Genomic DNA, 19427 nt, shown 5'->3' with positions numbered 1-19427 from the left:
AAGGCCGCGTAAGCGGCCTTTCGTTTATCTAGCGTCGGTCAATAGAAATCGCACCCGGCCCGGTTACCGCCAGCAATAAAAATGCGCCAGCGATACTGACGTTTTTGTAGAAATTAATCATGTTTGGCATCACCGCATCGCCACTCATATCCCAGTAGTGATGCCCAATTACCGCCGTTCCCAGCGTATAAAAGACAAACAGTACGGCCAGTGGGCGGGTAAATAAACCGAGCACAATCAGGATTGCGGCAGGCACTTCCATCACCACCGCAATAATGGCCGCCAGCATTGGCATAGGCGCACCCAGCGACGTCATATATTGTACCGTTCCATCAAACCCGGTTATTTTGGGAATACCAAAAATAATAAACAGCACCACGACCGCGATGCGGGCGATCAACAGTATTAACGAACGAGACTGGCCGAAATCGAAATAGCGAAGTGAGTTCATGGGGAAATGACCTCTGCAAGTGTTGTTATTTAAACGTAATACACATTTACCGTCACCGCCATCAGCCGAACGGCTCCAGCGATGTTAATTTATCGTTAATTTATAGCAGGCTAACGGCTTGCTTAATTTCGCTATTCTCGCCAGACTAACGCCTCCAAATCGGGAGGGATTCATGATTTTGCATTCCACACGCTGGCTGGCGCTCAGCTATTTCACCTACTTCTTTAGCTACGGTATTTTTCTGCCTTTCTGGAGCGTCTGGCTCGCAGGAATCGGCCTCACGCCCGAAACGATCGGCATCCTGCTTGGTGCAGGTCTGGTGGCGCGTTTCTTAGGCAGTCTGCTGATTGCGCCGCGTGTCAGCGATCCCTCGCTGCTGATCAAATCCGTGCGCATTCTTTCACTGCTCACGTTGGTATTTCTGGCGGGCTTTTGGGTCAGCCAGCAGTTTGCCTGGCTGATGGTGGTGATGGTCGGCTTCAACCTCTTTTTCTCCCCCCTGGTTCCACTGACGGATGCGCTGGCCAATACCTGGCAAAAACAGATGCCGATGGATTATGGCCGGGTGCGCCTGTGGGGGTCGATAGCCTTTGTGATTGGCTCTGCGCTGGTGGGGAAACTGGTCAGCCTTTATGATTATCAGGCCATTCTGGCGCTATTGAGTGTCGGTATTGCCTCAATGCTGCTGGGGATGCTGCTGCGACCGTCCGTGATGCCACAGGGCGAAAGCCGTCATCAGGAGCACGCGGGTTGGCCGGCCTGGAAAATGCTGATCGTGCAAAGCTGGCGTTTTCTGGCGTGTGTCTGTTTGCTGCAGGGCGCACATGCGGCGTACTACGGTTTCAGCGCGATCTACTGGCAGGGCGCGGGCTATTCCGCTTCGGCCATCGGTTATCTGTGGTCGCTCGGCGTGGTGGCGGAAGTGGTTATTTTCGCGCTCAGCAAGAAGCTGTTCCGCCGCTTTGGTGCGCGCGATTTGCTGCTGCTTTCCGCCGTATGCGGCGTGGCGCGCTGGGGGATCATGGGCTGGACGACGGAATTACCGTGGCTCATTGTGGCGCAAATCCTGCACTGCGGCACGTTCACTGTGTGCCATCTGGCGGCAATGCGTTACATCTCTGCGCGTGAGGGCGGCGACGTTATTCGTCTGCAGGCGATTTATTCCGCCGTGGCGATGGGTGGCAGTATCGCCGTGATGACGGTATTTGCGGGCTATTTGTACCAGCATCTCGGTCACGGCGTGTTTTGGGTGATGGCGCTGGTTGCGTTGCCCGCGATGGTTGTGCGACCGAAAGTGGCCGCACGCAGTTAAGCGTTACGATTCCAGCATCACGCGAATATGTTCTTGCTGCTGCGTGTTCAATGCCTCTACGGCATGAATCAGCGGCGGCGAGAACAGCGGCAGGGCGGTGGCGTAAGGGGTAATCACCAGCGCCGCCTCTCGCGGTGCACCGTCTTTCTGGAAAGCCTGCAGCGTCAGATAGCGAATATTCAACGGCAACAGAGTCAGCTCCCGTAGTTGTTCCTCAATCAGCTCTTCACACGCTTTGTCTTCACCCGTGAGCAATACCACCTGTTTTTCATACAGGTCGGTTTCCTGCATCAGCCACGCGCCAAAGATGACGGCAACCAGGCACATCTCTTCATCCGAAAAGCGCAGGCCAAATTCGGCTTCGACTTCAAACAGAACATGGCGAGTGGTGCGCATCAGGCGCGGATAAAGTCGCCCGATCTCTTCGGGCAGGCTGTTATCGATCCCGATGCCGAACAACGAGCGATCCAGCGCCTGCGTCAGATGGATATACAGCTGGTCCGTCAGCCCTTGTTCATCGCTAAAGCGCATGCCCGTTTGGCCGCGAAAACGACCGATCATTCGCGAAATCGCCTGACGCAGTCGCTCATCCTGCTGATGCGCGTCCCGCAGCGGGTCCGGGGTGCGAATCATCATGAACAGCAACGACAGGAAAAGATTTTCATCGGTGTGAGGATTCTGTTGTACCCGGCGCTGCCAGTGACGAACGATCTCCTGCGCGGTCAGGAATTCCCCGCGGGACTGCGCCCAGTGACGTTGCACGGGAGAAAATTGCGGCGTGAGACCAAGATGATGCTGTATCAGGCAATACTGCAGGTACAGCTGTAAAAACTGAACGTCGCGGCACTCAAACTGGCGCTGCAGGCGGCGCGAGCAGAAGTTGATCAGCGCCCGCAGATTGGTATCGTCATAGAGTGTGCGCGCAATGCCGAGCTGTTTAAGCTGCGTTTTAAGCGCCGGGGTAAACTGCTGAGTGATAAAGTGCGGACACAGACGCAACGCCCGACGCAGCCAGTGCAGCAGGCATAACCGTTGATCGAGCGTGGTGCCTTCAAGCCGGTAGCTGCCGTCATGGTGCGTGGCGATGTCGAGCCGGTGATAGCGCTGGATTTCATCGCGCGTCTCGGCTATATCTTGCCGTGCAATGTCGTCGTCCACCCCATTAATGCCAACAATACTTTGCGGGGTAACGGCAAAATCGGGCAGGTAAAGCATCAAAAGCACCTGGCAGCGACGCTGCGAACTGGAGAGCACAGATGGAATTTCAAGTGTCGTCATCATCTGTCGGTATCCAGGAGAAGTATTCGATAAGAATAGCCAAAGGATGTGCGCTGGAAAGCGCGGCGGCAGCTCTTTCCGTCAGGAATGCGGGAGAACATCACAGAATTTTTGACGTGAGGAAACGATGCAAATAGTTAAACAATGCGCCAGCGCGCTATTTTTGGCGGTTTTATCCCTCTCCGCCGCGGCGCATCCTCACAGTTTCATCAGCCTGAAAACGGAAGTGGTGGCTGATGACGCGCAGATTAGTGGGCTGAAAATGCGCTGGACGATGGATGAAATCACCTCCGCCGATCTGCTCTATGATGCGGGCAACGCTAAACCCGGCGATGAAATCTGGAAAACACTGGCGGCAGAAGTGATGGCAAATGTCCTCGGCCAGCACTATTTCACTGAATTCTGGCATAACGGACAAAAGGTAAAGTTCCTGAATCGTCCTACGACATACGGCATGGAGCGCGACGGTCATCAGGCGGTTTTGACTTTTATTCTGCCTCTGGCACAACCGCAGCCGCTGGCCGGGCAGAAATACACGTTTTCCACTTTTGATCCGAGCTATTACGTCGATATGAGTTACGCCGAAGACCGCGATGCTACCTTGCCAGCGGCGCTACAAAAACGCTGCAGCATCGCCGTACATACGCCCTCGCCCAGCGACGAAACGCGCAATTTTGCGATTGCTCTGGATAAAGACGATGCGCCGCCGGAGGACATGGATCTGGGCAAACAGTTTGCGCAGCAGGTGACCGTCCAATGTCAGTAATTTCAGCGTCGATGAAGAAAAAGCGTCGTTGGCTACATCTGTGGCCGCTGGCGCTGTTTTTGGTCATCGTGGGGATTGCCGCGCTGTGGCTTTGGCAGGCGTGGCCGCAGGTGATGATGAAAAGCATTCTTTGGCAACGAGAGGTTAACCAGCAGATGAGCGGCTTGCTGAAAGCCGTTGCGGAGAATCCGTCAAAGGCGGGAGGCTCGCTGTTGATTTTCAGCTTTCTCTATGGCGTGCTGCACGCCTTAGGACCGGGGCATGGAAAAATTGTCATTACCACCTGGCTGGCGACGCATCCTTCCAGGCTGAAATCCAGTATTGGTTTAACGCTCGCGTCGTCTTTATTGCAAGGCTGCGTGGCGATTGCTCTGGTGCTCGTGGTGCTCACGCTGCTGCAATTGCCCGCTCGTCAGCTGCATATGAGTAGTTTCTGGTTAGAGAAGGGCAGCTACGCGCTGGTGGGCTTACTGGGCGTGATGCTCTGCTGGCGAGCGCTCAAAAAATTAAGCGCGCTGCTGCGCAAGCCGAAATTCAAAGCCTTTACCCCGCATCATGTTCATGACGAACGCTGCGGGTGTGGGCATCAGCATTTACCGACGCAGGAACAGCTCCAGAGCGGCGATGACTGGCGGGCACGCCTGATGATTATTCTGTCCATGGGAATGCGACCGTGTTCCGGGGCGATTATGGTTCTGCTGTTTAGTAAGGTGATTGGCGTATTTAGCTGGGGTGTTGTGTCCGCACTGGCGATGGCGGCCGGTACGTCGTTGACGATTACGTCGCTGGCGCTGCTGGTGCACAGCTTCCGTCAACTGGCCGTCAGATTGAGCGGTAATAAAGCCCCGGTTCTGTGGCAACAGGTGGGATGGACGACGTTGGCATTAGCGGGTGGCGTGATTCTGCTGGTCGCGGCGGTGACGATGTGGATAAGCGCCGTACCGATGGGAAGGGGATTAAGACCGTTTTGATGACTTTTCCCTCTCCCAATGGGAGAGGGAACCGTGGGATGCTGCTGGAGCGATTAACGCTTCAGCGCATCACTCAGTTCGTCACGCATGCTCGCCAGCATCGATTTCACGACGCGTGGGTTACCTGCAACGATGTTACCGCTCATCAGGTGGTTGTGGCCGCCAGTGAAGTCACACACCAGTGCGCCTGCTTCACGTGCAATCAGTTCACCTGCAGCAAAGTCCCATGGCTTCAGTGCGATTTCGAAGTAACCATCAACACGACCAGCCGCAACGTAGGCCAGATCAAGTGCAGCAGAACCTGAACGGCGGAAGTCCGCGCATTCGGTGAACAGCTTGCCGAGGATTTTCATATACGTGGTGGCGTGCTGTTTGGCTTTGAACGGGAAGCCGGTCGCCAGAATAGTGCCATCCAGATCGCGCGCGTTGGTGCCACGCAGACGATAACCGTTCAGCTGTGCGCCTTGACCGCGAGTTGCGGTGAACAGTTCGTTACGCATTGGATCGTAAACAACAGCGACTTCAGTACGGCCTTTGATGCGTACTGCGATAGAAACAGAGAAGTGTGGGAGGCGTTTAACGAAGTTGGTCGTGCCATCCAGTGGATCGATAATCCATTGAACATCCTGATCTTCGCCTTCATTCTCACCGCTTTCTTCGGCGATGATGGTGTGCTGCGGGTAAGATTTGCGAATGGTTTCGATAATAATCGCTTCTGCGGCTTTATCGACGTTAGTCACAAAGTCATTGCTGCCTTTCTGGCTGGTTTCTACAGAATCTGGTGTTTCGTAGTGTTTGGCAATTACATTACCCGCCTTGCGCGCTGCGCGCACGGCGATGGTCAACATAGGATGTTGCATCGGTTACTCTCACTGGATGTTAAAGAACAGGGAAACGAAAACGGCGCAGAGTATAGCAGCGAGTTCGGATCATGTCTCTCGTTTATGATAATATGCCGGAATATTCTTCAGACAATGACCTCAGACAACTAAAACTATGCTGCAAAATATTCGAATCGTGCTGGTCGAAACATCGCATACCGGCAATATGGGCTCTGTTGCCCGTGCAATGAAAACAATGGGTTTAACCAATCTGTGGCTGGTGAATCCCCTAGTGAAGCCAGACTCTCAGGCGATCGCGCTGGCCGCGGGTGCCAGTGATGTTATCGGCAACGCACAAATCGTGGATACCCTCGACGAAGCGCTGGCGGGTTGCAGCCTTGTGGTCGGCACCAGCGCGCGCTCGCGTACGCTGCCGTGGCCGATGCTCGATCCACGCGAATGCGGTCTGAAAAGTACTGCCGAAGCCGAACATGCGCCGGTGGCGCTGGTGTTTGGTCGTGAGCGCGTTGGCCTGACTAACGACGAGCTACAGAAGTGCCACTACCATGTGGCGATTGCGGCTAACCCAGAATACAGCTCGCTGAATCTGGCGATGGCGGTACAGGTTATTGCTTACGAAGTGCGGATGGCATGGCTCGCCGCGCAGGAAAAAGGCGAGACCGCTGAACCCGAAGAAACACCGTATCCGCTGGTGGATGATCTCGAGCGTTTTTACGGTCATCTGGAGCAAACGCTGCTCACGACCGGTTTTATCCGCGCCTCTCATCCAGGCCAGGTCATGAATAAGCTGCGCCGTCTGTTTACGCGTGCCCGTCCAGAAACCCAGGAATTGAACATTCTGCGCGGCATGTTGGCTTCAATTATTGAGCAAAAGAACAAAGAATCTTAAACGGCACAGAAGGTTAAATACCTGACTAAAACAGTCAAGTAAATAGTTGACCAATTTAGTCGGGAATGTCAGACTTGCCCCTGCTATGCAATACCCCCATTTTACAATAAAAACCCCGGGCAGGGGCGAGTTTGAGGTTAAGTAAGACATGAGACTGACATCTAAAGGGCGTTATGCCGTGACCGCGATGCTGGACGTTGCGCTCAACTCCGAAACGGGCCCGGTTCCGTTGGCAGATATTTCAGAACGTCAGGGAATTTCCCTGTCTTATCTGGAGCAGCTTTTCTCCAGACTGCGTAAAAATGGATTGGTTTCCAGCGTTCGTGGCCCAGGCGGCGGATATCTGCTGGGTAAAGACGCGGGCAGTATTGCAGTTGGCGAAGTGATCAGCGCTGTTGACGAGTCTGTAGATGCGACGCGTTGCCAGGGCAAAGGCGGTTGTCAGGGCGGCGATAAGTGCCTGACCCACGCGCTGTGGCGCGATCTGAGTGACCGTCTGACCGGTTTCCTGAACAACATCACCCTGGGTGAACTGGTGAATAACCAGGAAGTTCTGGATGTGTCGGGTCGTCAGCAGAGTCATGAAACACAACGCACTACCCGCGCGCAAGACGCTATCGACGTTAAGTTACGCGCATAATTTACCCATCCTGTTTCGTGGGCAGCCAACGACGCTGTCCCGCAAAGCAGTTAGGGTAAAAATTATAAAAGAGATTTTAGAATCAGGCCGGGGCGTTAACCCGCCCCGTTTACTCGGTCGTACATCCAGCCGGTTGCCTGATTCCTTGCATTGAAGCGATGTACGGAGTTTATAGAGCAATGAAATTACCGATCTATCTCGACTACTCCGCAACCACGCCGGTGGACCCGCGTGTTGCCGAGAAAATGATGCAGTGTCTGACCCTGGACGGAAACTTTGGTAACCCAGCTTCCCGTTCTCACCGTTTTGGCTGGCATGCTGAAGAGGCGGTTGATATCGCCCGTAATCAGATTGCTGAGCTGGTGGGTGCCGATCCGCGTGAAATTGTTTTCACCTCCGGCGCTACCGAATCCGATAACCTGGCGATAAAAGGCGCGGCCAACTTCTATCAGAAGAAAGGCAAGCACATTATTACCAGCAAAACCGAACACAAAGCCGTGCTGGATACCTGTCGTCAGCTGGAGCGTGAAGGGTTTGACGTCACTTACCTTGCGCCAAAAAGCAACGGTATCATCGACCTCAAGGAGCTCGAAGCGGCGATGCGTGACGACACCATTCTGGTTTCCATCATGCACGTGAACAACGAAATCGGCGTGGTTCAGGATATCGCGACTATCGGCGAAATGTGCCGTGCGCGCGGCATCATCTATCACGTGGACGCCACCCAGAGCGTGGGCAAACTGCCTATCGACCTGAGCCAGCTGAAAGTGGATCTGATGTCCTTCACCGGCCACAAGATCTACGGCCCGAAAGGTATCGGCGCGCTGTACGTTCGTCGTAAACCCCGTATCCGCATCGAAGCACAGATGCACGGCGGCGGTCACGAGCGCGGCATGCGTTCAGGGACTCTGCCTGTTCACCAGATCGTGGGAATGGGCGAAGCCTACCGTATCGCGAAAGAAGAGATGGAGACCGAGATGGCGCGCCTGCGCACGCTGCGTAACCGTCTTTGGGACGGCGTGAAGGACATGGAAGAAGTGTACCTGAACGGCGATCTCGAGCAGGGCGTGCCAAACATTCTCAACGTCAGCTTCAACTATGTTGAAGGCGAGTCGCTGATTATGGCGCTGAAAGACCTGGCCGTTTCTTCGGGTTCTGCCTGTACGTCTGCAAGCCTCGAGCCATCCTACGTGCTGCGCGCACTGGGCATGACCGACGAGCTGGCACACAGTTCTATCCGTTTCTCTTTAGGTCGTTTCACTACCGAAGAAGAGATTGACTACACCATCAAGCTCGTTCGCAACTCCATTGGCCGTCTGCGCGACCTTTCTCCACTGTGGGAAATGTTCAAACAGGGCGTGGATATCAACAGCATCGAATGGTCACATCACTAATCGGTAGGTAAGGAGATTCAATCATGGCATACAGCGAAAAAGTTATTGATCATTACGAGAACCCACGCAACGTTGGCTCTTTCGACAACAGCGACGAGAGCGTAGGCAGCGGCATGGTTGGCGCGCCAGCGTGTGGCGACGTGATGAAGTTGCAGATCAAAGTCAACAATGAAGGTATCATTGAAGACGCACGTTTCAAGACTTACGGTTGCGGCTCTGCAATCGCGTCCAGCTCCCTCGTAACCGAGTGGGTGAAGGGCAAGTCTCTGGACGAAGCACAGGCAATTAAAAATACCGATATTGCTGACGAACTCGAACTGCCACCCGTGAAAATTCACTGCTCTATCCTGGCAGAAGACGCGATTAAAGCCGCTATTGCGGACTACAAAAGCAAACGTGAAGCAAAATAAGAGTTGAGGTTTAAGTATGTCGATTACCCTTAGCGACAGCGCTGCCGCGCGAGTAAGCTCCTTCCTGGAGAACCGTGGTAAAGGCTATGGCCTGCGACTGGGCGTACGTACCTCCGGCTGTTCCGGTATGGCTTATGTACTGGAATTTGTGGACGAACCGGCGACGGATGACACCGTGTTTGAAGACAAAGGCGTGAAGGTAGTGATCGATGGCAAGAGCTTGCAATTCCTCGACGGCACTCAGTTGGACTTCGTCAAAGAAGGCCTGAACGAAGGGTTTAAATTCACCAACCCGAACGTCAAAGATGAGTGCGGTTGCGGCGAAAGCTTCCACGTATAGTCGCGATCCGCTGTTATGCCGAGTCATTCGTGTTGCAGAAAGGCGGCAAGCGAGTGAATCCTCAGGAGCTTACTTGAGTAAGTGACTGGGGTGAACACGTGAAGACAACGCATTTGCAACGCGAAGAAAGAAGGTATAACCCCACGCGTAGTACTCCTGCGGTGGGGTTTGTTTTAACAGGCTAACCCTGAGATTGTTATGGATTATTTCACCCTCTTTGGGTTGCCCGCCCAGTACGCGATTGATCTTCCCGCGCTGACGATCCGTTTTCAGGATTTGCAACGTCAATTCCATCCGGATAAATTCGCCAGCGGTACCCCGGCGGAGCAACTGGCGGCTGTATCACAGTCTGCAACCATCAATCAGGCGTGGCAAACCCTGCGTAACCCGTTGGCTCGCGCGGAGTATCTGCTTTCCCTGCACGGTTTTGATCTGACGAGCGAACAGCATACCGTACGTGACACCGCGTTCCTGATGGAACAGCTGGAGCTGCGTGAAGAGCTGGATGAAATCGATCAGGCGAAAGACGAAGCGCGTCTGGAAAGCTTCATCAAGCGAGTTAAGGGTATGTTCGATTCCCGCCATCAGCAGATGGTTGAACAACTGAATAACGAGACGTGGGACGTGGCCGCAGACTCTGTGCGCAAGCTGCGTTTTCTCGATAAACTACGAAGCAGCGCTGAACAACTCGAAGAAAAACTGCTCGATTTTTAATTTCGGAAGCGATTATGGCCTTATTACAAATTAGTGAGCCTGGCTTAAGCGCCGCACCACACCAGCGTCGTCTGGCGGTGGGCATTGACTTAGGCACCACCAATTCCCTCGTGGCGACCGTTCGTAGCGGCCAGGCTGAAACGCTGGCAGACGCCGAAGGGCGTCATTTGCTGCCCTCCGTCGTCCACTACCAACAGCAGGGCCACTCGGTGGGATATGACGCGCGCACCAACGCGGCGAAAGATCCTGCCAACACCATCAGCTCCGTTAAACGCATGATGGGCCGCTCGCTGGTGGATATTCAACAACGCTATCCGCATCTGCCGTATCAACTCCAGGCGAGTGAAAACGGCCTGCCGATGATTGCCACCGATGCCGGACTGCTGAATCCGATTCGCGTTTCTGCCGATATCCTGAAAGCCCTCGCTGCGCGCGCTACCGCGACGCTTGAAGGCGATCTCGATGGCGTCGTGATCACCGTCCCCGCGTATTTTGATGATGCACAGCGTCAGGGCACCAAAGACGCTGCGCGTCTGGCGGGCCTGCACGTATTGCGTCTGCTGAATGAACCGACAGCTGCGGCAATCGCCTACGGTCTGGACTCCGGTCAGGAAGGCGTCATTGCCGTGTACGATCTCGGCGGCGGGACGTTTGATATTTCCATTCTGCGCTTAAGCCGTGGCGTGTTTGAGGTGCTGGCGACCGGCGGTGATTCTGCGCTGGGCGGTGATGACTTTGACCATCTGCTGGCGGATTATATTCGCGAGCAGGCGGGTATTGTCGATCGTCGCGATGTCCGCGTACAGCGTGAACTGCTGGATGCCGCCATTGACGCGAAAATCGCGCTCAGCGATGCCCAGGCGGTGACCGTGAATGTGGCGGGCTGGCAGGGTGAAATCACGCGCGATCAGTTCAATGAACTGATTGCCGCGCTGGTTAAACGCACGCTGCTGGCGTGTCGTCGTGCGCTGAAAGATGCGGATGTCGAAGCCAGTGAAGTGCTTGAAGTGGTGATGGTTGGCGGTTCGACCCGCGTGCCGCTGGTGCGTGAGCGCGTGGGTGAATTCTTTGGCCGCACGCCGCTGACGTCTATCGACCCGGATAAAGTCGTGGCAATTGGCGCGGCGATCCAGGCTGATATTCTGGTCGGCAACAAGCCGGACAGCGAAATGCTGTTGCTGGACGTGATCCCGCTTTCCCTTGGTTTAGAAACCATGGGCGGCCTGGTCGAGAAAGTTATCCCGCGTAACACCACCATTCCGGTGGCGCGCGCGCAGGAATTTACCACCTTCAAAGACGGCCAAACTGCGATGTCCATCCACGTGATGCAGGGCGAGCGCGAGCTGGTTCAGGATTGCCGTTCGCTGGCGCGTTTTGCGCTGCGTGGCATTCCGGCATTGCCTGCGGGTGGGGCGCATATCCGCGTCACTTTCCAGGTCGATGCGGACGGTTTGCTGAACGTCACGGCGATGGAAAAATCGACCGGCGTCGAATCGTCTATTCAGGTAAAACCGTCTTACGGTTTAACGGATAGCGAAATCGCCACCATGATTCAGGATTCAATGAGCTATGCCGAACAGGACGTGAAAGCGCGCATGCTGGCGGAACAAAAAGTGGAAGCCGCACGCGTACTGGAAAGTCTTGAAGGCGCACTCACTGCTGATGCCGCGCTGCTCAGCGCCGCAGAGCGTCAGGTGATTGATGAGGCAACGGCCCATTTACGGATCGTTGCTGCAGAAAATGACGCTGACGCAATAGAACAAGCGATTAAAAACGTTGATAAAGAAACCCAGGACTTCGCCGCTCGCCGCATGGATAAATCTGTCCGTGTCGCGCTGAAAGGCCAGTCCGTGGACGAGGTTTAATATGCCAAAGATTGTTTTTTTGCCTCATGCGGACCTGTGTCCGGATGGCGTAGTTCTGGAAGCTGAGACCGGCGAAACCATTCTCGATGTTGCCCTGCGCAACGGTATCGAGGTGGAACACGCCTGTGAAAAATCCTGTGCCTGTACGACCTGCCACTGCGTGGTTCGTGAAGGTTTTGACTCCCTTGCGGAAAGCACGGAAGACGAAGATGACATGCTGGATAAGGCATGGGGTCTGGAGCCCGATAGCCGTTTGAGCTGTCAGGCGCGCGTCACCGATGAAGACCTGGTGGTCGAATTCCCTCGTTACACTATTAACCATGCCCGCGAGCATTAACAGAGGTTAGTATGGGACTGAAGTGGACTGATAGCCGCGAAATCGGCGAGGCGCTGTACGATGCCAATCCGGATCTCGATCCGAAGACCGTGCGATTCACCGATATGCATCAGTGGATCTGCGATCTGGAAGATTTTGATGACGATCCCAGCGCATCCAGTGAAAAAATTCTGGAGGCGATTCTGTTAGTCTGGTTAGCTGAAGCAGAATAGAAAATGAAACGGGCTGCCTTGAGGCGGCCCGTTTGCTAGTTGCTAATAAGGATAAATAAAAATGACCGAAGCGATGAAGATTACGCTCTCTACCCAGCCTGCGGATGCGCGTTGGGGCGAAAAAGCCACCTACAGCATTAATAACGACGGCATCACCCTGCACCTGAACGGCAGCGATGATTTAGGTTTGATCCAGCGCGCCGCGCGCAAAATTGACGGCCTGGGTATTAAACACGTTACGTTGGCGGGCGAAGACTGGGATACGGATCGCAGCTGGGCATTCTGGGCAGGTTACAAAGGCCCGAAAGGCACGCGTAAAATCGAGTGGGCAAACCTCGACGAAGCCGGTCAGAAAGAGCTGGAAAGCCGTCTGATGATCATCGACTGGGTGCGTGACACCATTAACGCTCCTGCGGAAGAGTTAGGTCCGGAACAGCTGGCGCAGCGCGCAGTGGATCTGCTGTGCAAAGCGGCAGGCGACAAAATGTCTTACCGCATCACCAAAGGCGAAGACCTGCGCGAGCAAAATTACATGGGCCTGCATACGGTTGGTCGTGGATCAGAGCGTCCGCCAGTGCTGTTGGCGCTGGATTACAACCCGACGGGCGACAAACAAGCGCCGGTCTATGCCTGTCTGGTCGGCAAAGGCATCACCTTCGATACCGGTGGCTACAGCCTGAAGCAGAGCGCGTTCATGGACTCAATGAAGTCCGATATGGGCGGCGCGGCGACCATTACCGGTGCGCTGGCCTTCGCTATCACCCGTGGTCTGAACAAGCGCGTGAAGCTGTACCTGTGCTGTGCAGACAACATGGTGAGCGGTAACGCGTTTAAGCTTGGCGATATCATTCGTTATCGTAACGGGAAAAACGTCGAAGTGATGAACACCGACGCCGAAGGCCGTCTGGTCCTGGCGGATGGCCTGATTGATGCGTCTGCGCAAAAACCAGAGCTGATCATTGATATGGCCACGCTGACCGGTGCGGCGAAAACTGCGCTAGGCAATGACTATCACGCGCTGTTCACCTTTGACGATAAACTGGCGAGCCGTCTGATGGCGAGCGCGGCGGCTGAGAACGAACCGTTCTGGCGTTTGCCGCTGGCGGAATTCCACCGTAGCCAGTTGCCGTCTAACTTTGCCGAGCTGAACAACACCGCGAGCGCGGCGTATCCAGCCGGTGCAAGCACCGCGGCAGGTTTCCTGTCCCACTTCGTTGAGAACTATCACGAAGGCTGGCTGCACATCGACTGCTCCGCAACTTACCGTAAAGCGGGCGTTGAGCAGTGGTCTGCGGGCGCAACTGGTTTGGGCGTACGCACCATTGCGAACCTTTTGACCGCAGAGTAACTGTTGCCCTCACCCTGGCCTTCTCCCACGGGGAGAGGCGATGGTTTGCTCATTCGCCCTTGAGAAAGGACCGGGGTGAGGGGAAAAATGACATCTGGAAAGTTTATGTCCGAAACCAAAAACGAATTAGAAACTCTGCTGGAGCAAGCGGCGACTGAGCCAGCCCATCGTCCGGCATTTTTCCGCACACTGCTGGAATCCACGGTGTGGGTACCAGGAACGGCGGCGGAAGGCGAGCAGGTTGTTGAAGACAGCGCACTGGATCTGCTGCACTGGGAAAAAGACGACGGCACCTCGGTGATCCCGTTCTTCACCTCCCTCGAAACGTTGCAGGAAGCGGTGGAAGACGAGCAGGCGTTCGTCGTGATGCCGGTGCGCACGCTCTTTGAGATGACGCTTGGCGAAACCTTGTTCCTCAATGCCAAACTGCCGACCGGTAAAGAGTTTACCCCGCGTGAAATCAGCCATCTCATCGGTGAAGAGGGCAATCCGCTGAGCACGCAAGAAGTGCTGGAAGGCGGTGAAACGCTGCTGCTGTCCGAAGTGGCAGAACCCCCGGCGCAGATGATTGACTCTTTAACCACGCTGTTCAAAACCATCAAGCCGGTCAAACGCGCGTTTCTGTGCTTTATCAAAGAGCGTGCCGACGAACAGCCGATTCTGCTGATCGGCATTGAAGCGGACGGTGAGATTGAAGACATTATTCAGGCGGCGGGAAGTGTGGCAACGGATACGTTGCCGGGCGATGAGCCGATTGATATTTGTCGGGTTGTGAAAGGTGAAAAGGGCATCAGCCACTTTATCACTGAACACATCACGCCGTTTTACGAACGTCGCTGGGGCGGATTCCTGCGCGATCTTAAAACCAACCGTATCCTCTAAAGTGATCGGGGTGAGCGCTCACCCCGTCGCTTCCAGCAGCAATAAATCCATCAGCAAAACCAGATTTGATTCAAACGACGTCACGCCTGCGGCTTCAGCAGCGTAATGCACCGCCTCGTCATACAGCGCAAAGTGCACATCCGCCATCCCCGCCAGGGTATTCGCCGACGCGCGCGTAAACGCGACCACCGTCATGCCGACATTTTTCGCAATCCGCGCTTTATCCAGCACCTGTTCCGTTTCACCGCTGCGTGAAACGGCGATAAACACCTGGTAACGCGCCGCGTTGCTCAAAAAGATATTTCGACTGTCACCGGGGCCGGAGATAAACGCCGTTTTGCCTAACACCTGCAATTTCTTGGTCAGGTATTCAGCAAACAAATACGAAAAGCCCGCGCCGTAGAGAAAGAAGCTCTCTTTCTCGCGCAATAGTGCTGCAAATTGCTGTCGCTTCTCTTGCGTGGCCCATTGAAACGTCAGCTGATAGTTGGCGATAAACTGATTAAACAGGGCAGGGAGTTGCGGCAAATCCTGAGCCTGCGACGCAATATGCGGCGTATCGGAAAGTAGCTGTTTACAGTGCCAGATAAACTCGCTGAAACCGCTAAACCCCAGCTTTTGACACAGCCGCATGATGGTCGCGGTCGAGACAAACGTCGCCTGCGCCAGTTCGCGCACTGTGATATTGCCCACCAGCAACGGGTGTTCTGTCAGATGCGCTAAGACGCGATACTCCGCGCGGGTCAGTGATTCCCCGCGCGTCAGCAGCGTTGCCAGGCGATTATCCATTACGGCGTAGGTTCAATCGGCAGGTCGTCGCGCGCACCCCATTCGCTCCAGGCGCCGTCATAAAGCGTGACGTCTGAAACACCCAGCGTCGCCAGCGCCAGAATCACCACGCAGGCCGTCACGCCGGAACCACAGCTGGCAATAATGGGCTGATGAAGGCTCACACCCTGACGCTCAAAAATCTCGACCAGCTCATCGGTAGTTTTCAGTTCACCTTCAAAGACTAAATCGCCCCACGGCACGTTGAGCGCGCCGGGAATATGGCCGCGCTTCAGGCCAGGACGCGGTTCGTCCGCTTGCGCGTTAAACCGTGGCGCCGGACGGGCATCGACGATTTGCGCTGTTTTTTCGTGGCTGACCAGCAACACATCGGTGAGACGTTTCACCTGGGCGGCATCTAACGTGGCATCAAAGTCCCCTTCAGGCAGCGCAACGTCACCCTGTTGCAAGGGCAATTCATCACGCTTCCAGCCCGCGAGACCGCCCGCCAGAATAGACACGTTGTCAGCACCAAAGGCTTTCAGCATCCACCATGCACGCGGGGCGGAGAACAGATTCCCTTCGTCGTACACGACCAGATGTTTTTCACGATTCACGCCCAGCTCGCGCATGGCCACGGCAAAGGCCTCCGGGCGCGGGAGCATATGGGGAAGCGAGGAGGTGTGATCGGACAGGGCTTCAATATCAAAAAATACCGCGCCCGGCAGATGTCCGGCGCGGTATTCAGCGGTGAGGTCGCGGTGCTCCTGACCGGGAGGTGCCATACGGGCGTCAATAATTTGTACTTCCGGATCGTCGCTATGTTCAATCAGCCAGTCGGCTGCAACAAAATATGAGGTGGACATGGTTGCCTCCATTTTCGCCACTTAACCGTTCCCCTTAGTGCTGCAAATGCTGCAACCCGAAGGATTGACGGTAAAAATGGATTGTCGGTGTTTTTTCTAACACCGACAAGCAAACCACGTTCAACTCGCGAGCAACCCCTTATTTTTTCACCGCTTCGCCGTCCTGCCAGGCTTTTTGCAGCGCAGGCCAGTAGTCCCGGTTAGCTTCTATCATGTCATCCAGAATCGCTTTAGCGTGTTCCATTGTCGGCACCGTGCGGTTCAGGGTGAAGGCCTGCAGGGCTTTTTCGTAGCTGCCTTCAACAGTGGCTTCGACCAACAGTTGCTCAGACGCAAGCTGCTGCTGCAGCAAAGTCTGATGGAACAGCGGCACCTGTCCGACGCGAATCGGTTCTGGCCCTTCGGATGTGATATACGCAGGGACTTCAACAACCGCATCGTAAGGCAGATTGGTGATCGCGCCACGGTTTTCGACCATCACCAGATGGCGCTGGCGCAGGTTAAACGCCAGCGAACGGGCGACATCCACAATAAACTCGCCGTGAACGCCGACGTGGAACGCATCGGATAAAATGCCAGTACGCTTGTATTCTTCAGCCGCCGCGAACAGCTTTTTCTCGCGCCCGTTCATCACTTCGTTGGCGCGGGTGTAATCCGGGTTCTGATGTTCAACGATCTGGTTAGGCATTAGGTAATACTGCAGATACGGATTCGGCAGATAGTCCGGGAAGTTATCCATGATCGGCTTAATGTTGCGCCAGGTTTTGACCCATGACGGATCGGAGTGCTGCGGATCGGTTTTGGCCGCGTCTTCGGTCAGCAACCCAAATTTGGCAATGTGGCTGCGCAGCTCCGGCAGTCTGTCGACGCCGTCCACCATCACGCGCGTAAACCAGCCGAAGTGATTCAGGCCAAAGTAATCGACTTCCAGCTTGTGGCGATCGACGCCCAAAATCGCCCCCATATTGCGCATCGCCGCCACCGGCATATCGCAAATGTTGAGCACGCGTGCGTTCGGACGCAGACGGCGCACACCTTCTGCCACAATCGCCGCCGGGTTGGAGTAGTTCACAATCCAGGCCTTCTCGTGGGCGAAACGCTCGACAAGATCGATCAGCTCCACCATCGGCAGGATTGTGCGCAGTCCGTAGGCCAGCCCACCCGGTCCGCAAGTTTCCTGGCCGACCACGCCGTGACGCAGCGGGATCTTCTCATCCTGCTCGCGCATTTTGTACTGACCCACGCGCATCTGAGCAAAAACAAAGTGCGCGCCGCTGAAGGCCACTTCTGGATCGTCGGTGACGGTGAAAATAATGCTCTGGCTGTGATCGCGTATGACTTTTTCAACGACTGGCGCAATGGTGTTCTGGCGCGCCGCATCGATATCATAGAGGCGAATTTCTGCCAGCGGAAAGTCCTGTAACTGCACCATCAGGCTTTTCACAATGCCAGGCGTATAGGTACTGCCGCCACCGGCGATGGACAGAATAAAAGGGGGGTTAAACATGTTTATCTCCTTCAGAGAAACGTCTCAACGGCTTCTCGCATTTTTTTGACATGCAGCCCGTAGACCACCTGAACGTTGTTACCTTGTTTGATAATTCCCTTCGCGCCGGTCGCCTTGAGTCGCGGCTCATCAATAATGGCGACATCTTTCACGGTGACGCGCAGTCGGGTGTAGCAGTTATCCACCACTTCAATGTTTTCTCGCCCGCCGAGGCCGATAACAATGGATTCTCCCAGCCCGTCGTTATTGCCTTTCGCCTGATACTCTTGCTTGCTGTACAGGCGGGTCTCCTGATCCTCGTCTTCACGACCTGGCGTCTTCATGTTGAAGCGCAGAATCAGGAAACGGAACACGATGAAATAGAGCGCGAACATAATCAGCCCGACCACGATGTACATCGGCCAGTTCGATTTCTCCGTGCCAAGCGGCAGGTTATAGAGAATGAAATCGATAATGCCGTTGGCACCGATGGCGTGAACGCCGAACAGATAAAACAGCATCATGCCGAGGCCGGTCAGCACCGCATGCACCACGAAAAGCAGCGGGGCAACAAACAGGAAGGAAAACTCAATGGGCTCGGTGACACCCACCAGCAGCGACGTCAACGCCGCCGGGATCAGAATCGCTTTGGCGATCGCTTTGCGCTCCGGTTTAGCGGTCATGTACATCGCCAGAGCTGCGGCGGGCAGGCCAAACATTTTGCTGATGCCGCGCGCATCCCACACCACGGTGCTGCTGAGTTGCTTCACGTCCGGGCAAGCCATCTCGGCAAAGTAAATATTGCGTGCGCCCTGGTAAGTCGTCCCGCAGACTTCCTGCGTGCCGCCCAGTTCGGTGTAGAGGAAAGGGGTGTAGACAAGGTGATGGAGGCCGGTCGGCACCAGGATGCGCTCCAGGAACCCGTAGATGGCGACGCCAAACGGACCGGACCCTTTAATCGCCAGCGCCATCGTGCTGATACCGTGTTGAGCAAATGGCCACAGCTCGCTCATTATCACGCCCAGCAGCATTGAGACCGGCAGCATGATAATGGCGACAAAACAGTGTCCGGAGTAAATCGCCATCGCGCCGTTAAACTGTACGCTGGAATATTTGTTGTACAGGTATCCAGACAGGGCACCCGTCAGGATCCCGGCGAAGACACCCATCTCCAGAACCTGCACGCCCAGCACCATGCTTTGACCGGCTGCTTTCATGTGCTCCGCAGGCGAGAGTTCCCCCTGCAACTGAAGCGTTACATTCATGGCGTTGATAAACACCACAAACGTCACCAGACCAATTAACGCGGCGTAACCTTTATCGCGCGCCGCAAGGCCGACAGGGATCCCCACGGCAAACACCAGCGCCAGGTTTACCAGCACCGATACGGCAGATTTGGCAATCAACTGACCGATATTTTGAATCAGCGGATGCCCCAGAAACGGAAGGTACTCGGCAAGATTACCGTTACCTAACACGTTGCCGAAAGCGATGAACAGACCGACAATGGGTAAGATAAGTACCGGTCCGTACAATGATTTTCCAAAGTTTTGTAGGGCGTTCACGGCTCGTTTCATGGCTATCTCTCTTAATGAACCGCGCACTCAGAGTGCGTCTCAGGTTTAAAACTAGCAGGTGATGGGGCAAGGTATCCAT

General features: G+C 55.1%; 21 protein-coding genes. 14 read left to right on the top strand and 7 right to left on the bottom strand.

From position 1 onward, the window contains the following. Positions 1-28: 28 nt before the first annotated feature. A complete protein-coding gene (locus AC07RN_RS10105; protein ID WP_478336256.1) occupies positions 29-451 on the bottom strand; it encodes a DoxX family protein in 423 nt (140 codons plus the stop codon). 172 nt (positions 452-623) lie between these two features. Between AC07RN_RS10105 and AC07RN_RS10100 the strand changes: the two genes are divergently transcribed. Continuing rightward, positions 624-1763 (top strand): 3-phenylpropionate MFS transporter, encoded by a 1140-nt coding sequence (locus tag AC07RN_RS10100; RefSeq protein WP_015960029.1) that lies wholly within the window; start codon positions 624-626, stop codon positions 1761-1763. 3 nt (positions 1764-1766) lie between these two features. Here the strand turns inward: AC07RN_RS10100 and csiE are convergent, their stop codons facing one another. Beyond that, complete coding sequence (gene csiE / locus AC07RN_RS10095; protein ID WP_235133849.1) at positions 1767-3044, bottom strand: stationary phase inducible protein CsiE; 1278 nt, start codon at positions 3042-3044, stop codon at positions 1767-1769. A 124-nt stretch (positions 3045-3168) separates the two neighbouring features. On the opposite strand from csiE, the gene AC07RN_RS10090 reads away from it, so the two are divergent. Then, on the top strand, positions 3169-3807 hold the full coding sequence (locus tag AC07RN_RS10090; RefSeq protein WP_478336255.1) for a DUF1007 family protein: 639 nt from the start codon (positions 3169-3171) through the stop codon (positions 3805-3807). Continuing rightward, positions 3798-4778, top strand: coding sequence for a nickel/cobalt transporter (locus AC07RN_RS10085; RefSeq protein ID WP_478336254.1), 981 nt, complete (start codon positions 3798-3800; stop codon positions 4776-4778). Before AC07RN_RS10090 ends, AC07RN_RS10085 begins: the two co-directional genes overlap by 10 nt. A 53-nt stretch (positions 4779-4831) precedes the next feature. Here AC07RN_RS10085 and suhB read toward each other — a convergent pair whose 3' ends face one another. Continuing rightward, positions 4832-5638 carry an inositol-1-monophosphatase gene (suhB, locus tag AC07RN_RS10080; RefSeq protein WP_015960025.1) on the bottom strand — a complete coding sequence of 269 codons (807 nt, stop codon included), beginning with the start codon at positions 5636-5638 and terminating at the stop codon, positions 4832-4834. Positions 5639-5774: 136 nt separating this feature from the next. On the opposite strand from suhB, the gene trmJ reads away from it, so the two are divergent. From trmJ to sseB, 11 genes are all read left to right on the top strand, one after another. Further along, on the top strand, positions 5775-6509 hold the full coding sequence (trmJ, locus tag AC07RN_RS10075) for a tRNA (cytosine(32)/uridine(32)-2'-O)-methyltransferase TrmJ (RefSeq protein WP_015960024.1): 735 nt from the start codon (positions 5775-5777) through the stop codon (positions 6507-6509). 148 nt (positions 6510-6657) lie between these two features. Continuing rightward, on the top strand, positions 6658-7149 hold the full coding sequence (gene iscR / locus AC07RN_RS10070; RefSeq protein ID WP_015960023.1) for a Fe-S cluster assembly transcriptional regulator IscR: 492 nt from the start codon (positions 6658-6660) through the stop codon (positions 7147-7149). 179 nt (positions 7150-7328) lie between these two features. Continuing rightward, entirely contained in the window at positions 7329-8543 is a 1215-nt protein-coding gene (locus tag AC07RN_RS10065) for an IscS subfamily cysteine desulfurase (protein ID WP_015960022.1), read from the top strand. 23 nt (positions 8544-8566) lie between these two features. Then, positions 8567-8953 carry a Fe-S cluster assembly scaffold IscU gene (gene iscU / locus AC07RN_RS10060; RefSeq protein WP_005120408.1) on the top strand — a complete coding sequence of 129 codons (387 nt, stop codon included), beginning with the start codon at positions 8567-8569 and terminating at the stop codon, positions 8951-8953. Positions 8954-8969: 16 nt separating this feature from the next. Further along, complete coding sequence (iscA, locus tag AC07RN_RS10055; protein WP_015960021.1) at positions 8970-9293, top strand: iron-sulfur cluster assembly protein IscA; 324 nt, start codon at positions 8970-8972, stop codon at positions 9291-9293. Positions 9294-9491: 198 nt separating this feature from the next. Beyond that, positions 9492-10007 (top strand): co-chaperone HscB, encoded by a 516-nt coding sequence (hscB, locus tag AC07RN_RS10050; RefSeq protein ID WP_235133846.1) that lies wholly within the window; start codon positions 9492-9494, stop codon positions 10005-10007. Positions 10008-10021: 14 nt separating this feature from the next. Continuing rightward, the gene (gene hscA, locus AC07RN_RS10045) at positions 10022-11872 is read left to right on the top strand and encodes a Fe-S protein assembly chaperone HscA (RefSeq protein ID WP_478336253.1); all 1851 of its coding nucleotides are present in this window, start codon (positions 10022-10024) and stop codon (positions 11870-11872) included. Position 11873: 1 nt separating this feature from the next. After that, complete coding sequence (gene fdx / locus AC07RN_RS10040; RefSeq protein ID WP_015960018.1) at positions 11874-12209, top strand: ISC system 2Fe-2S type ferredoxin; 336 nt, start codon at positions 11874-11876, stop codon at positions 12207-12209. Between the two features lie 11 nt (positions 12210-12220). After that, positions 12221-12421, top strand: coding sequence for a Fe-S cluster assembly protein IscX (gene iscX / locus AC07RN_RS10035; RefSeq protein ID WP_478336252.1), 201 nt, complete (start codon positions 12221-12223; stop codon positions 12419-12421). A gap of 61 nt (positions 12422-12482) precedes the next feature. After that, positions 12483-13769, top strand: coding sequence for an aminopeptidase PepB (gene pepB, locus AC07RN_RS10030; RefSeq protein ID WP_478336251.1), 1287 nt, complete (start codon positions 12483-12485; stop codon positions 13767-13769). Positions 13770-13874: 105 nt separating this feature from the next. Next, positions 13875-14651 carry an enhanced serine sensitivity protein SseB gene (sseB, locus tag AC07RN_RS10025; protein WP_478336250.1) on the top strand — a complete coding sequence of 259 codons (777 nt, stop codon included), beginning with the start codon at positions 13875-13877 and terminating at the stop codon, positions 14649-14651. Positions 14652-14669: 18 nt separating this feature from the next. Here sseB and AC07RN_RS10020 read toward each other — a convergent pair whose 3' ends face one another. The 4 genes from AC07RN_RS10020 to AC07RN_RS10005 form a co-directional block, all read right to left on the bottom strand. Then, on the bottom strand, positions 14670-15440 hold the full coding sequence (locus AC07RN_RS10020; RefSeq protein ID WP_015960014.1) for a MurR/RpiR family transcriptional regulator: 771 nt from the start codon (positions 15438-15440) through the stop codon (positions 14670-14672). Continuing rightward, positions 15440-16285 carry a 3-mercaptopyruvate sulfurtransferase gene (gene sseA, locus AC07RN_RS10015; protein WP_478336249.1) on the bottom strand — a complete coding sequence of 282 codons (846 nt, stop codon included), beginning with the start codon at positions 16283-16285 and terminating at the stop codon, positions 15440-15442. The genes AC07RN_RS10020 and sseA overlap by 1 nt, the downstream gene beginning before the upstream one ends. Positions 16286-16424: 139 nt before the next feature. Further along, positions 16425-17792 carry a 6-phospho-alpha-glucosidase gene (locus AC07RN_RS10010; protein WP_478336248.1) on the bottom strand — a complete coding sequence of 456 codons (1368 nt, stop codon included), beginning with the start codon at positions 17790-17792 and terminating at the stop codon, positions 16425-16427. 11 nt (positions 17793-17803) lie between these two features. Continuing rightward, positions 17804-19348: a PTS transporter subunit EIIC gene (locus AC07RN_RS10005; protein WP_478336247.1), complete on the bottom strand. Its 1545-nt coding sequence runs from the start codon at positions 19346-19348 to the stop codon at positions 17804-17806. Positions 19349-19427: the final 79 nt, after the last annotated feature.

Source organism: Lelliottia sp. GFLA7 (assembly GCF_056490165.1).
This window is presented reverse-complemented; position numbering and strand designations above follow the sequence as displayed.